This window comes from Pseudomonas sp. AC255 (genome assembly GCF_979258175.1).
In genome coordinates this window covers 5,808,045-5,822,772 of record NZ_OZ409841.1, presented here as the reverse complement: position 1 = coordinate 5,822,772, position 14,728 = coordinate 5,808,045, and the positions used below count along the sequence as shown (strand labels likewise).

Below are 14,728 nucleotides of genomic sequence, written 5' to 3'. Positions count from 1 at the left end.
CGAATGCCGGCATCATCGGGCTTTTGTCGGCGCGCACGGCGTCTGACACCGACGCAGTCATGTCCAGCAGCGTCGTCACGTTTTCGCCCCGCAAATACGCCGTTTTTATGCAGTCGAGCAGGTCATCGGGGGCGGAAAAAAGCTGTAAGCGACGTCACCGACACTGGAAGCGACCATCCCTGTACTGGATACGACCCTCCCTGTAGGCGTCAGATTTTCACTGGTACATGATCGGGATGACTCGATTGCAAGGCGCTGCGGTAGAGCTGTCTCAAAAACGCCACCAACCGCAACCCATAAGTGCGGTGGTCCACAGTCGGAACACTGCCAAAAAAACACCAAGGAGTCCATCCATGAAAGGTTCCCCGTCGTTGTTGTTGGCCGCCCTGCTGAGTCTGCCGTTACTGGCGCAAGCCGCAGAACCGGCACAGTGCAGCCTCGTTAACTTCTCCGATGTCGGCTGGACCGACATCACCGCCACCACCGCCACCACTTCCGTTGTTCTCAACGCCCTCGGCTACAAGACCAAGACCACCATGATCTCCGTGCCCGTGACCTACAAGTCGCTGGCCGACGGCAAGAACATGGACGTGTTTCTCGGTAACTGGATGCCGACCATGGAGAACGACATCAAGCCGTATCGCGATGCCGGCACCGTCGACACCGTGCGCACCAACCTCAAGGGTGCCAAATACACCCTCGCCGTGCCGCAAGCCCTGTACGACAAAGGCCTGCATGACTTCGCCGACATCGCCAAATTCAAGAAAGAACTCGACGGCAAGATCTACGGCATCGAGCCGGGCAACGACGGCAACCGGCTGATCCAGAGCATGATCGACAAGGACGCCTTCGGTTTGAAAACCGCTGGCTTCAAGATCGTCGAATCTTCCGAGGCCGGCATGCTCTCGCAAGTCGACCGGGCGCAGAAGCGCGACACCGCCGTGGTCTTCCTCGGCTGGGCACCGCACCCGATGAACAAGCGCTTCAAGATTCAATACCTGACCGGCGGCGACGACTTCTTCGGCCCCGATTTCGGCGCAGCCACCGTAGCGACCAACACCCGCAAGGGTTACGCCGAAGAATGCAGCAATGTCGGTCAGCTGTTGAAAAACCTGGAGTTCACCGTCGACATGGAAAGTGAACTGATGGGCAACATCCTCGACGACAAGATGAAGCCTGACGCGGCCGCCAAGGCCTGGCTGAAAAAGAATCCACAGGTGCTCGAAACCTGGCTCGCTGGCGTGACCACCATTGACGGTAAACCAGGCCTGGAGGCCGTGAAAGCCAAGCTCGCGCCTTGATTTGAGGGGCACCGCTTATGCCGGGCAGGCGTGCCTGCCCGGGCTGTTAATTTCCTTGCATGCGGACGTTCACTACCATGCTGATTGATCAGAAAATACCTTTAGGCCAGTACATCGCGGGCTTCGTCGAATGGTTGACGCAACACGGCGCCAACACCTTCGACGCAATCGCCGTGACACTGGAAACGATGATCCACGGCGTGACGTTTGCGCTGACCTGGTTCAACCCACTGGTGCTGATTGGCCTGATTGCCATCATCGCCCATCTGATTCAACGCAAGTGGGGCCTGACCGCGTTCGTGGTTGCCTCGTTCCTGCTGATCCTCAACCTGGGGTACTGGCAGGAAACCATGGAAACCCTCGCCCAGGTGCTGTTCGCCACCCTGGTCTGCGTGTTGATCGGCGTGCCGCTGGGCATCGTCGCCGCGCACAAACCGATGTTCTACACCATGATGCGGCCGGTGCTCGATCTGATGCAGACCGTGCCGACCTTCGTTTACCTCATTCCTACCCTGACCCTCTTCGGGCTGGGTGTGGTCCCGGGCCTGATCTCCACGGTGGTCTTCGCCATCGCGGCGCCGATCCGCCTGACCTACCTGGGCATCCGTGATGTCCCGCAAGAACTGATGGACGCCGGCAAGGCCTTCGGCTGCTCGCGTCGCCAATTGCTCTCAAGGATCGAACTGCCGCACGCCATGCCGAGCATCGCGGCCGGCATCACCCAGTGCATCATGCTGTCGCTGTCGATGGTGGTGATCGCGGCACTGGTAGGCGCCGACGGACTCGGCAAACCGGTGGTCAACGCACTGAACACTGCTGATATTGCGCTGGGCTTCGAAGCAGGCCTGGCAATCGTACTGCTGGCGATCATGCTCGACCGTATCTGCAAACAACCCGACGCTAAAGTAGGGGGTGACGCATGAGCATAATTCGCTTCGAAGACGTCGACGTAATCTTCTCCAAGGATCCGCGCGAGGCACTCAAGCTGCTCGATCAGGGCATGACCCGCAACGAGATCCTGAAGAAGACCGGGCAGATCGTCGGCGTGGAAAAAGCCACGCTGGACATCAACAAGGGCGAGATCTGCGTGCTGATGGGCCTCTCCGGCTCGGGCAAATCGAGCCTGCTGCGCTGCATCAACGGCCTCAACACCGTGAGCCGCGGCAAGCTGTTCGTCGAGCATGAAAACCGCCAGATCGACATCGCGTCCTGCACGCCCGCCGAGCTGAAGATGATGCGCACCAAGCGCATTGCCATGGTGTTCCAGAAGTTCGCCCTGATGCCTTGGCTGACAGTGCGCGAGAACATCAGTTTCGGTCTGGAGATGCAGGGCCGACCGGAGAAGGAACGCAAGAAACTGGTCGATGAAAAACTCGAACTGGTCGGCCTGACCCAATGGCGCAACAAGAAGCCTGATGAGCTATCCGGCGGCATGCAGCAGCGCGTCGGCCTCGCACGCGCGCTGGCGATGGACGCCGACATTCTGCTGATGGACGAACCGTTCTCGGCCCTCGACCCGTTGATCCGCCAGGGTCTGCAGGATGAACTGCTGGAACTGCAACGCAAGCTGAGCAAGACCATCGTGTTTGTGAGCCACGACCTCGATGAAGCACTCAAATTGGGTAGCCGCATCGCGATCATGAAGGACGGTCGGATCATCCAGTACAGCGTGCCGGAGGAAATCGTCCTCAACCCGGCGGACGACTATGTGCGCACCTTCGTCGCCCACACCAATCCGCTCAACGTGCTCTGCGGCCGCAGCCTGATGCGCACGCTGGACAAGTGCAAACGCATCAACGGCTCGGTGTGCCTCGATCCGGGCGGCGACTCGTGGCTGGACCTGGCCGAAGGCAACACCATCAAAGGCGCGCGGCAGAACGGCTCGGTGCTGAACCTGCAGAACTGGGCACCTGGCCAAGCGGTGGAAGGCCTGGAGCGCAAGCCAACGCTGGTGGACTCGAACATCGGCATGCGTGACGCGCTGCAGATCCGTTATCAGACCGGCAACAAGCTGGTGCTGCACGATAACAATCATGTGGTGGGGATTCTGGGCGACAGCGAGTTGTATCACGCGTTGCTGGGCAAGAATCTGGGGTAATGCGCCAGGTGGGATAAAAAAGGGATCGCGGTGAGCGATCCCTTTTTGTTGGGTCAGGAATAGCCCCTCACCCTAGCCCTCTCCCAGAGGGAGAGGGGACCGATCGGGGGATGCTGCAGATCTGCACCGACCTGATCTTGCTTTACCGAATCCATAATCGACTCGATCTTTCAGGTCAATGTACAACGCCAGACACCTCAGTCGGCTCCCTCTCCCTCCGGGAGAGGGCTGGGGTGAGGGTCAGCTTTTGACTTTAGCTATAAACCCGCCCCAACAACTGCCGATGGCTTTCAAACTGATCGAGCACATCCCGGGTGATCTGCTCCGGGGTGAAGCCCATCAAGTCATAGTCCTGACTGCCATTGTGCAAATACACCTCAGCGCGGTAATAACGCTGACGCGCTTCATCGGACTGCGCCGATTCGGTCGGGGTCGCCAGATAACCATCCAGGCTCACTTCGTAAACGAAAGGGTTGCCCTCTTCCATCTCGACCCGCACACCCATGCAACGCTTGGCTTTGCCCAGCAGCGTCTGCACTTCAATGCCCTGATTGCGCAATTGCGCCGCTGCATCTTCCAGCGCCGGAGTGACGTGCTTGTCCATGAAGCGCTGCACCACCGATTGGCTCGGCTGCAGATCCAGTTGCGTCAGGCGCTCACTGAAACCACGGCGTCCGCGCTCGGCCAGTTGTGCTTGCTCCTGTTCGATCTGCACGTCCTGGCGCATCGCCTTGTGCAGGCCGAACATGAAGCAGATCAGCACCACCGAGAACGGCAGGCCGGCCAGCACGACCATGGTCTGCATGGCTTCGAAGTTGCCGGCGAACAGCAGGCCGATGGTCACCAGCGTGATCACCACCGACCAGAAGATCCGCAGCCAGTGCGGCGCGTCTTCATCGACGTTACCGCCCTTGCAGGAAAGATTCGCCATCATCACCGCGCCGGAGTCGGCCGGGGTCAGGAACAGCACGAAGCCGACAAAGATCGACACACCAATCACGACTTTCGACGCCGGATAATGCTCAAGCAACTGATAGATCGCCATCGACGGCTGTTCCAGCGCCGTCTTGCCCAGCTCCACCGCGCCCTGATTCATCACCAGATCCAGCGCCGAGTTGCCGAAGATCGACAGCCACGCCAAGGTGAAGCCCAGCGGAATCAGCAGCACGCCAGCGACCAGTTCACGCACGCTGCGGCCACGGGAAATCCGCGCAATGAACATGCCCACGAATGGCGCCCAGGAAATCCACCAGGCCCAGTAGAACAGCGTCCACAGGCCCAGCCAGCGGTCGGACTTGGCGCTGTCGCCTTCATAGACGTAAAGGTCGAAGGTCTTCAGCACCACGCCGTTGAGATAGTCGCCAATGTTCTGCACGAAGCCGTTGAGCAGGTGCAGGGTCGGGCCGAACAGCAGGACGAAAATCAGCAGGCCGCTGAACAGCACGATGTTCAGGTTGGACAGACGACGGATGCCGTTTTCCACACCGGACACAGCGGCGATGGTCGCTACTGTGCTCATGACGATGATGACGATCAGCAGGTTGGTGTTGCTGTGCTCCATGCCGAACAGGTTTTCCAGCCCGGACGACACTTGCAGCGAGCCAATCCCCAGGTTGGTCACCAGGCCCAGCAGCGTTACGAACATGCCGAAGCCGTCCACCGCGTGCCCGGCCGCGCCTTTGACCCAGCGCTCGCCGACCAGCGGATACAGCGCCGAACGCAGGGCCAGCGGCTGGTTATGCCGATAGGCGAAATACGCGACGGCCAGGCCGACCAGTGCGTAGATCGCCCAGCCGTGCAGGCCCCAGTGCAGGAAAGTCAGTTGCACCGCCTGCCGCGCCGCCATATTCGTCGCCGAGGTGCCTTCCGGCGGATTGAAGTAGTGATCCAGCGGCTCGGACGCGCCGAAGTACAGCAGCGAAATGCCGATGCCCGACGAGAACAGCATCCCCGCCCAGGCGCCGTAGCTGAAATCCGGGGTGTCGTCCTTGCTGCCCAGTTTGAGTTTGCCGTACGAGGAAAACGCCAGACCGACCACGAACACCAGGTAGGCGGCGATCACCACCATGTAGTACCAGCCGAAGCTGCGCGACAACCAGGCCTGGGCCATGCCCAACATTCTGCCGGCCTCTTGCGGGGCGATGATCAGAATGGCGGTCAACAACAGAATCAGCGCGGTCGAGGTGTAGAACACCCAACCGTTGACCGTCACCTTCTCGGGCGGGGTCTTTATTAGCGAGGCAGAACTCATGGCACAAATGCTCCAGGCAGTGCGAGAGAAGAACACAAGGCATCACGGAACCCGACCAATCGGTTAGTTGGCAGCCGACCGGCGGGTGATATAAAGACACTCCGAAAAAAGCCCGAACCTGCCGAAATGGCGTTGCGTATTCGCTTTCGTGGCCAGAGGCGACGGACGTTCATCCGAAACCTGGCCCCGAGCGTCTTGCCCTTTCAACACGTCCTTCGAATCGCGAACCGCGCCATGCCCCACGCAGGTTTCGAGCCGTTTCAGGTGTCGGTTTTTATCGTCATTACACGTAGGAATTTTCTGTAGGCAGCGACGAATTGTCGCAGATCTTATTCTTTGTTGATTGAACGTTCAATCAAAACAAAATAGACTGGCCCTCAATCCGATCGGCGTCATTCGCCTCTCGGAAGGCCTAAGGAGATGTGCAAGATGCCCAAGGTCGGTATGCAACCCATCCGCCGCCAACAATTGATCGAAGCCACTTTGCAAGCGGTCGATCAGGTCGGAATGGGGGACGCCAGCATTGCGCTGATCGCCCGTTTGGCCGGTGTCTCGAATGGCATCATCAGTCATTACTTTCAGGACAAGAACGGCCTGATCGCCGCCACGATGCGGTACCTGATGACCGCCCTCAGCGAGAGCGTCACCGCGCGCCGTCAGGCGCTGGCAGATGACAACCCACGGGCGCATCTGCAGGTGATCATCGAAGGCAACTTCGACGCCAGCCAGGTCAATGGCCCGGCAATGAAAACCTGGCTGGCCTTCTGGGCCACCAGCATGCACCAGCCGTCTTTGCACAGGTTGCAGCGGATCAACGATCACCGTCTGTATTCCAACCTGTGCTGCCAGTTCCGCCGTGTGCTGCCGCTCGAAGATGCGCGCAGCGCCGCCCGGGGTCTGGCAGCGTTGATTGACGGCTTGTGGTTGCGCGGCGCGCTGTCGGGAGACGCTTTCGACACGGCGCAGGCGCAACAGATCGCTTACGAATACATGGATTTCCAATTGGCCAAGAAGGTGAGCTAGAGCACACAGAAAATGCTCGGCCCCTGAACTCCACCGCAGCGTCATCGCGGTGGTCAACGCCAACCACCAATGCACTTGCGAGGACACTATGGCCCGTTTCGAACTGCAAAAACTCTACATCGATGGCGCGTACACCGACGCCGGCAGCGACGCCACCTTCGAAGCCATCAACCCGGCGAACGGTGAAGTCCTCGCACTGGTGCAACGTGCGACCAAAGACGACGTCGAGCGCGCCGTGGTCAGCGCCGAAAAGGGCCAGAAAATCTGGGCCGCGATGACCGCCATGGAGCGTTCGCGCATCCTGCGTCGCGCCGTCGACATCCTGCGCGAGCGCAACGATGAGCTGGCTGCGCTGGAAACCCTGGACACCGGCAAATCCTTCTCCGAAACCAAGTACGTCGACATCGTCACCGGCGCTGACGTGCTGGAATACTACGCAGGCCTGGTGCCCGCCATAGAAGGCGAGCAGATTCCGCTGCGTGACACCTCTTTCGTTTACACCCGTCGCGAGCCGCTGGGCGTGGTCGCCGGTATCGGCGCGTGGAACTACCCGATCCAGATCGCCCTGTGGAAATCCGCTCCAGCCCTGGCGGCCGGTAACGCGATGATCTTCAAGCCAAGCGAAGTCACCTCGCTGACCACCCTGAAACTGGCCGAGATCTACACCGAAGCCGGCGTACCGAACGGCGTGTTCAACGTCCTGACCGGCAGCGGCCGCGAAGTCGGCACCTGGCTGACCGAGCACCCGCGCATCGAGAAAATCTCCTTCACTGGCGGCACCGACACTGGCAAGAAAGTCATGGCCAGCGCTTCGGCTTCGTCGCTCAAGGACGTGACCATGGAACTGGGCGGCAAGTCGCCGCTGATCATCTGCGACGACGCCGACCTCGATCGCGCCGCCGACACGGCGATGATGGCCAACTTCTACAGCTCCGGTCAGGTCTGCACCAACGGCACTCGCGTATTCGTACCGGCGCATCTGAAAGCCGCGTTCGAGGCCAAGATCGTTGAGCGCGTTGCGCGCATCCGCGTCGGCAACCCGGAAGACGAAAACACCAATTTCGGCCCGCTGGTCAGCTTCGCCCACATGGAAAGCGTGCTGGCCTACATCGAAAAAGGTAAGGAACAAGGTGCCCGCGTCCTGTGCGGCGGTGGTCGCCTGACCGACGGCGAATTCGCCAAAGGCGCGTTCGTTGCGCCAACCGTGTTCACCGACTGCACCGACGACATGACCATCGTCCGCGAAGAAATCTTCGGTCCGGTCATGGCGATCCTCTCCTACGAAACCGAAGAAGAAGTGATCCGCCGCGCCAACGACACCGACTTCGGCCTGGCTGCCGGTATCGTCACCAAAGACCTGAACCGCGCCCACCGCGTGATTCATCAACTGGAAGCCGGTATCTGCTGGATCAACGCCTGGGGCGAGTCCGACGCAAAAATGCCGGTCGGCGGCTACAAGCAGTCGGGTGTGGGCCGTGAGAACGGGATCAGCTCGCTGAACAACTTCACGCGCATCAAATCGGTACAGGTCGAGCTGGGCGATTACGTTTCGGTGTTCTAAGACCCGAGATTTGCATTGCTCGCGAAGGCCTCTTCGCGGGCAAGCCCGCTCCCACAGGTTGGAGTCGTCCACCCAATTTGTGGCAGCCCCCAATCCCTGTGGGAGCTGGCTTGCCAGCGATTCGAGTGCACAGCACTCGCCAAGGTCCGACCTGACCACTATCAAAGAGGGTGCATTCAATGTCCCAAGAATTCGACTACATCATCATCGGTGCCGGCTCGGCCGGTAACACCCTGGCGACCCGTCTGACTGAAGACGAAGGCGTCACCGTTCTGCTGCTCGAAGCCGGGGGGCCGGACTACCGCCTCGACTTCCGTACCCAGATGCCCGCCGCGCTGGCGTTCCCGCTGCAGGGTCGTCGCTACAACTGGGCCTACGAAACCGATCCAGAGCCACACATGGACGGTCGCCGGATGGAATGCGGTCGCGGCAAGGGCCTTGGCGGCTCTTCGCTGATCAACGGCATGTGCTACATCCGTGGCAACGCGATGGACTACGACGGCTGGGCGAAACTGCCGGGCCTGGAAGACTGGTCGTACCTCGATTGCCTGCCGTATTTCCGCAAAGCCGAAACCCGCGACATCGGCCCGAACGATTACCACGGTGGCGACGGCCCGGTCAGCGTGACCACGCCGAAAGCCGGCAACAACCCGCTGTTCCACGCCATGGTTGAAGCCGGCGTGCAGGCCGGTTACCCGCGTACCGAAGACCTCAACGGTTACCAGCAGGAAGGCTTCGGCCCGATGGACCGCACCGTGACGCCGAACGGCCGCCGTGCTTCCACCGCCCGTGGCTACCTCGACATCGCCAAAAAACGTTCGACCCTGACCATCGTCACCCACGCCCTGACCGACAAGATTCTCTTTGAAGGCAAGCGTGCGGTCGGCGTGCGTTACCTGATCGGCGACGCTGAAGAACGTGTTGAAGCCAAGGCGCGCAAGGAAGTCCTGCTGTGCTCCGGCGCCATCGCTTCGCCGCAGATTCTGCAGCGCTCCGGTGTCGGCCCGGCGAAACTGCTGGAAAGCCTCGACATCCCGGTGGTCCACGATCTGCCGGGCGTCGGTGAAAACCTGCAGGATCACCTCGAGCTGTACCTGCAATACGCCTGCACCCAACCGGTTTCGCTGTACCCGTCGCTGCTTTGGTACAACCAGCCGGCGATCGGTGCCGAGTGGCTGTTCAACGGCACCGGCATCGGCGCCAGCAACCAGTTCGAGGCCGGCGGTTTCATTCGTTCGCGTCCGGAATTCGAATGGCCGAACATCCAGTACCACTTCCTGCCGGTGGCGATTAACTACAACGGCAGCAACGGCGTGAAAGAACATGGTTTCCAGGCGCACATGGGTTCCATGCGCTCGCCGAGCCGTGGCCGCATCCAGGTCAAATCCAAGGATCCGCGTCAGCACCCGAGCATCCTCTTCAACTACATGGCCACCGAGCAGGACTGGCAGGAATTCCGCGACGGTATTCGCTTGACCCGCGAAATCATGCAGCAACCGGCTCTCGACGCGTTCCGTGGTCGCGAAATCAGCCCGGGCATCGAAGTGCAAACCGATGAGCAGCTCGACAAGTTCATCCGCGAGCACGCCGAAACCGCGTTCCACCCGTCCTGCTCGTGCAAGATGGGCACCGACGAGATGGCCGTGGTCGATGGCGAAGGTCGTGTGCACGGCATGCAGAGCCTGCGCGTGGTCGATGCCTCGATCATGCCGATCATCACCACCGGCAACCTCAACGCGCCGACGATCATGATGGCCGAGAAAATCGCCGACAGGATCCGTGGCCGCAAGCCGCTGCCGCGCAGCACCGCTGCTTATTACGTCGCGAACGGCGCGCCGGTCAAAGGCAAGCCGATGCGGGATATCACCCCGGTTACGCAGTAAGTCGTAGTACCGAGGCGCCGCCTTCGCGAGCAGGCTCGCTCCCACACTGGATCTGTGGCATTCACAAATCCCCTGTGGGAGCGAGCCTGCTCGCGAAGAGGCCCTCACAGCAACACACACTTCCCCGCTGCACAGTAAATCCCCCTACACCCCCTCTTCACTTGATCCTACCCCCACGCAGGCCTACTCTAGACCTCGCGCAACCGTTTCACCCCTCCCCGCTGTCGCCATGCCGCTACTCCATTACAAGGAGGTTCCCGAATGTTCGATTTCCACCCCCAGCTCAAGCAGCGCTTTGCTGCCTTGCGCACGGGCGCTGAATTTTTTCCCTGCGATATGTGCGCGAGTCCGGGCAGTATCTATCGGTGCGCAAGAACGTCGCCGAACCGCCGAGTTTGAGCCGCGATGAAGGGGTGATGCTCACCGTCCGGGTCAATGGCGTCGAAGCCTATGCGGCGACCAATGACCTCTCGCAACAAGGCCTGCAAGCCGCTCTCGAGCGCGCTGAGCAACAGGCCCGCCGGCTCAAGCCGCACGCCTTGCTCGATCTGCGCGAGCAGCCGCTTTCCAGCGATCGCGCTGATTATTTTTCACCCAATCTCGAACAGCCCTTCCCGTCCCTGAGCGAATGCTTCGATCTGCTCGGTGCGGAGTCCGCCTCGGTGCCCAAGGATGAACGCCTGGTCAATTGGCAGGTGAGCATCGGCATCACTAACGTCGAGCAGATCTACCTGAGCAGCGCCGGCGCCGAATTGCGTCAGGCCCAGCGCTTTGTCTATCCGAGCCTCGACGTCACCGCCTACGACGGCAACGACAGCCAGACCCGCAGCCTCGGCCGCGAGAACTTCGGCCAGCAGGGTGGCGCCGACGTCATCAGCCGTTGCGGCCTGGTCGGTGCCGGTCCGCAAGTCGCCGATCAGGCCCTGCAATTGCTGCTCGCGCCGAACACCCCGCAAGGCCGGCGCGACCTGCTGCTGATGCCCGATCAGATGATGCTGCAGATCCACGAATCCATCGGTCACCCGCTGGAGCTCGACCGCATCCTCGGCGATGAGCGCAATTACGCCGGCACCAGTTTCGTCAAGACCAGCGATTTCGGCAGCCTGCAATACGGCTCGAATTTGCTCAACGTGACTTTCGACCCCGGCATCCCGGAAGAACTCGCCAGCTACGGCCATGACGACGACGGCACCGCGGCGAGCAAACAATTCCTGATTCGCGACGGCCTGTTGCTGCGGCCACTAGGCGGAGCGCTGTCGCAATATCGCGCCGGCCTCGATGGCGTTGCCAACAGCCGCGCCTGCGGTTGGAACCGGCCGCCGATCGACCGCATGGCCAACCTCAACATCGAGCCGGGTGATCAAACGCTGGAGCAGATGATCGGCGGTATCGAGCACGGCATTCTGATGAGCACCAACCGTTCGTGGTCGATCGACGATGCGCGCAACAAATTCCAGTTCGGCTGCGAATGGGGCCAGTTGATCGAGCATGGTGAACTGAAAGGCGTGGTAAAAAACCCCAACTACCGGGCGATTTCCGCGCACTTCTGGAAGAGCCTGCGCGCCGTCGGCGATGCCAGCACCGTCAAGGTGCTGGGCACGCCGAACTGCGGCAAGGGCGAACCGAACCAGGTGATTCGCGTCGGCCATGCTTCGCCGGCCTGCGTATTCAGCAACATTGATGTGTTTGGGGGAGACGCCTGATGAGCATTTCGAAGCGTCAGTCCGACGCCTTCAAGGTCATGGTCAACTGGCTGCGCGACAGCGTGCGCGAGCCGGAACAGTTCACGCTCAGCTACGCCGCCGAAGCCTCGGCGTTCGTGCGCTTCAATCACGCCAAGGTGCGCCAGGCCGGGCAAGTGCAGCAGGCCAACGTCGGCCTGAAACTGATCAACGACGGTCGCCACGCCGACCTGCAGATCACCTTGTCCGGGGATCAGGAAGCCGATCTGCAACGGCTCGCCGAAGGCCTGCAACAATTGCGCGAAACCTTGCCGCTGCTGCCGCAGGACCCGTACTTGCTGCTCAATCACAACAGCTGGCAGAGCACGCACGTACAAGCGCATCCACTGCCGGACACCGAAGATGTCGTCGGGCAAATCTGCGCCGCCGCTGAAGGTCTCGATCTGGTCGGTTTTTATGCTGCCGGTCCGATCAGCCGTGGCTTTGCCAGCTCCGCTGGCGCGTTCGGCTGGCATGAAGCCAACAGCTTCAATTTCGACTTCAGCCTGTTCCACGAAAACGGCGAAGCGGTGAAGGCCAGCTATGCCGGCCACGATTGGAGCGACGAGGGCTTCGCCCGCCGTTTCGCCCAGGCACGCGAACAGCTTGAGTTTCTCGGCCGACCGTTACGCACCCTGGCACCGGGGCAGTACCGCGCCTATCTGGCACCGGCGGCACTGGAAGAAATCATGGGCATGCTCAGTTGGGGCGGGTTCTCGGCGCAATCGATCGCCAGCAAGAGCAGCCCGTTGCAGAAGCTCTACGTCGGCGATCAGGCGTTCAGCCCGTTGCTGTCGCTGGACGAAAAAGTCAGCGAGTCCCTGAGCCCGGCGTTTTCCGCCGAGGGTTATCCGCGCAGCGATCTGCGTCTGATCATCGAGGGCAAGGCCGGCGATCAACTGGTGGGCTCGCGCAGCGCCGCCGAATATGGTCTGGCGGCGAACGGTGCGGGCGGCGGCGAGATGCCCAGTGCGTTGAACATGGCCGCCGGTGATCTGTCGCAGCAAGAGATCCTGAAGCAGTTGGGCACCGGGCTGTACATCAGCAACCTGTGGTATCTGAACTACTCGGATCAACCGGCGGCGCGCATGACCGGCATGACCCGCTTCGCGACCTTCTGGGTCGAGAACGGCGAAATCCAGGCGCCGGTCAGCACCATGCGCTTCGACGATAGCGCCTACAACCTGCTCGGTTCGCAGTTGGAGGCACTGACCACCGAGCGTGAGCTGCTGCTGTCGGCGAGTACGTACAGCCAGCGCAATACCTCGTCATCGCTGTTGCCGGGGGCGCTGGTCAGCCGGTTGACCCTGACCCTCTGACGGCGATCGTTCCCACGCTCCGCGTGGGAATGCAGCCCGGGACGCTCCGCGTCCCAGCCAAAAGCGGACGCAGAGCGTCCGTTGAGGCATTCCCACGCAGAGCGTGGGAACGATCATCAAACAGACCACAAGAGGTTCCATGCCCAACCGCCCGCCTCTCGACGCCATCACCGCCCGCTGGTTGCCGTGGGTCGTCGCCATTGCGTTCTTCATGCAGTCCCTCGACGGGACCATCCTCAACACCGCGCTGCCGGCCATGGCCAGCGATCTGGCCGAAGACCCGTTGCGCATGCAGGGTGTGATCATCGCCTACATGCTCACCGTGGCCCTGCTGATCCCGGCCTCTGGCTGGATCGCCGACCGCTTCGGCACCAAGAAAATCTTCTTCGGCGCGATTCTGCTGTTCAGCTTCGGCTCGTTGCTCTGCGCGTTATCCAGCAGCCTGAGCATGCTTATCGGCGCACGGGTGATCCAGGGCCTCGGCGGTGCGCTGATGTTGCCGGTCGGGCGGCTGGTGGTGCTGCGTGCCTACCCGCGCTCGGAACTGGTGCGGATCATGGGTTTCATCACCATTCCCGGCCTGCTCGGCCCGCTGATCGGCCCGACCATGGGCGGCTGGATGGTGGAATACGTGACGTGGCACTGGATCTTCCTGATCAATCTGCCGGTCGGGGTGATCGGCTGTTATGCGGTGTGGAAGTTCATTCCCGACCTGCGCGGCACGGAGCGCACCCGCTTCGATAGCCTCGGCTTTTTGCTGTTCGGCGCGGCGATGATCCTCATCACCATCGCCATGGAAGGTCTTGGCGAACTGCACCTGCCGCACCTGCGGGTGATGCTGCTGCTATTCGCCGGCATGGCCTGTCTGGCGGCGTACTGGCTGCGCGCCGGGCACATCGAAAACCCGTTGTTCGCGCCGTCATTATTCAAGACCCGCACCTTCGCCGTCGGCATCCTCGGCAACCTGTTCGCGCGACTGGGCAGCGGCGCTTTGCCATTTCTGGTGCCGTTGTTGCTGCAAGTGGCGCTGGGTTATTCGCCCTCGCAAGCCGGGATGAGCATGTTGCCGCTGGCCGCTGCGGCGATGGTCGCCAAGTGGGTCGCGCGGCCGCTGATCGAACGTCTCGGCTATCGCATCGTGCTCACCGGCAACACCCTGGCGTTGGGGATCATGCTGGCGAGCATGGGCCTGGTCAGCGAGCAGACGCCGTACTGGCTGCTGCTATGCCTGCTGGCGGTGCTGGGGGCAATCAACTCGCTGCAATTCACCGCGATGAATACGGTGACGCTGATCGACCTCGACGATGCCAGCGCCAGTAGCGGCAACAGTTTGCTGTCGGTGGTCGCGCAATTGTCGCTGAGCCTCGGCGTGGCCTGCGCCGGCGCGCTGCTCGGCGGCTTCACTGCGAAGGTCGGCAACGATGGCGTGGAAACCGTACTCGGTGCGTTCCAACTGACCTTCGTCACGGTCGGCGTGATGGCGATGCTGGCGGCGACGATCTTCTCGCAACTGTCGAAGGAAGACGGGCGCCGCGCCAAGCGCCCGGAAGAGCACATCGAGCACTGATGTG

9 protein-coding genes and 1 pseudogene are annotated in these 14,728 nt (G+C 61.4%); 9 read left to right on the top strand and 1 reads right to left on the bottom strand.

Features of this window, described 5'->3' with window-relative positions; translation table 11 throughout:
- The first annotated feature begins 353 nt into the window (after positions 1-353).
- From ACZZ0K_RS26240 to choV, 3 genes are all read left to right on the top strand, one after another.
- Positions 354-1,301, top strand: coding sequence for a choline ABC transporter substrate-binding protein (locus tag ACZZ0K_RS26240; RefSeq protein ID WP_095181365.1), 948 nt, complete (start codon positions 354-356; stop codon positions 1,299-1,301).
- 77 nt (positions 1,302-1,378) lie between these two features.
- Entirely contained in the window at positions 1,379-2,224 is an 846-nt protein-coding gene (choW, locus tag ACZZ0K_RS26235; protein WP_016772805.1) for a choline ABC transporter permease subunit, read from the top strand.
- On the top strand, positions 2,221-3,399 hold the full coding sequence (gene choV / locus ACZZ0K_RS26230) for a choline ABC transporter ATP-binding protein (RefSeq protein WP_016772804.1): 1,179 nt from the start codon (positions 2,221-2,223) through the stop codon (positions 3,397-3,399). Before choW ends, choV begins: the two co-directional genes overlap by 4 nt.
- A 253-nt stretch (positions 3,400-3,652) precedes the next feature.
- Here choV and ACZZ0K_RS26225 read toward each other — a convergent pair whose 3' ends face one another.
- Positions 3,653-5,593 (bottom strand): BCCT family transporter, encoded by a 1,941-nt coding sequence (locus ACZZ0K_RS26225; protein ID WP_223630511.1) that lies wholly within the window; start codon positions 5,591-5,593, stop codon positions 3,653-3,655.
- Positions 5,594-6,079: 486 nt separating this feature from the next.
- Between ACZZ0K_RS26225 and betI the strand changes: the two genes are divergently transcribed.
- From betI to mdtD, 6 genes and pseudogenes are all read left to right on the top strand, one after another.
- Positions 6,080-6,673: a transcriptional regulator BetI gene (gene betI, locus ACZZ0K_RS26220; protein ID WP_041476768.1), complete on the top strand. Its 594-nt coding sequence runs from the start codon at positions 6,080-6,082 to the stop codon at positions 6,671-6,673.
- Between the two features lie 88 nt (positions 6,674-6,761).
- A complete protein-coding gene (gene betB / locus ACZZ0K_RS26215) occupies positions 6,762-8,234 on the top strand; it encodes a betaine-aldehyde dehydrogenase (RefSeq protein WP_039757620.1) in 1,473 nt (490 codons plus the stop codon).
- 179 nt (positions 8,235-8,413) lie between these two features.
- A complete protein-coding gene (gene betA / locus ACZZ0K_RS26210) occupies positions 8,414-10,117 on the top strand; it encodes a choline dehydrogenase (protein WP_252884948.1) in 1,704 nt (567 codons plus the stop codon).
- A 261-nt stretch (positions 10,118-10,378) separates the two neighbouring features.
- Positions 10,379-11,820 (top strand): annotated as a pseudogene (locus ACZZ0K_RS26205) (TldD/PmbA family protein).
- Positions 11,820-13,157, top strand: a complete 1,338-nt coding sequence (locus ACZZ0K_RS26200; protein ID WP_056786510.1) for a TldD/PmbA family protein — start codon at positions 11,820-11,822, stop codon at positions 13,155-13,157. The pseudogene ACZZ0K_RS26205 and the gene ACZZ0K_RS26200 overlap by 1 nt, the downstream one beginning before the upstream one ends.
- 139 nt (positions 13,158-13,296) lie before the next feature.
- Entirely contained in the window at positions 13,297-14,724 is a 1,428-nt protein-coding gene (gene mdtD / locus ACZZ0K_RS26195) for a multidrug transporter subunit MdtD (RefSeq protein WP_123443790.1), read from the top strand.
- Positions 14,725-14,728 lie beyond the last annotated feature (4 nt).

What these genes read in the sequence shown, in the direction of transcription:
- mdtD (WP_123443790.1), top strand. Translation starts at nt 13,297, where the DNA reads ATGCCCAACCGCCCGCCTCTCGACGCCATCACCGCCCGCTGGTTGCCG.
- ACZZ0K_RS26200 (WP_056786510.1), top strand. Translation starts at nt 11,820, where the DNA reads ATGAGCATTTCGAAGCGTCAGTCCGACGCCTTCAAGGTCATGGTCAAC.
- choW (WP_016772805.1), top strand. Translation starts at nt 1,379, where the DNA reads ATGCTGATTGATCAGAAAATACCTTTAGGCCAGTACATCGCGGGCTTC.
- betB (WP_039757620.1), top strand. Translation starts at nt 6,762, where the DNA reads ATGGCCCGTTTCGAACTGCAAAAACTCTACATCGATGGCGCGTACACC.
- betA (WP_252884948.1), top strand. Translation starts at nt 8,414, where the DNA reads ATGTCCCAAGAATTCGACTACATCATCATCGGTGCCGGCTCGGCCGGT.
- betI (WP_041476768.1), top strand. Translation starts at nt 6,080, where the DNA reads ATGCCCAAGGTCGGTATGCAACCCATCCGCCGCCAACAATTGATCGAA.
- choV (WP_016772804.1), top strand. Translation starts at nt 2,221, where the DNA reads ATGAGCATAATTCGCTTCGAAGACGTCGACGTAATCTTCTCCAAGGAT.
- ACZZ0K_RS26240 (WP_095181365.1), top strand. Translation starts at nt 354, where the DNA reads ATGAAAGGTTCCCCGTCGTTGTTGTTGGCCGCCCTGCTGAGTCTGCCG.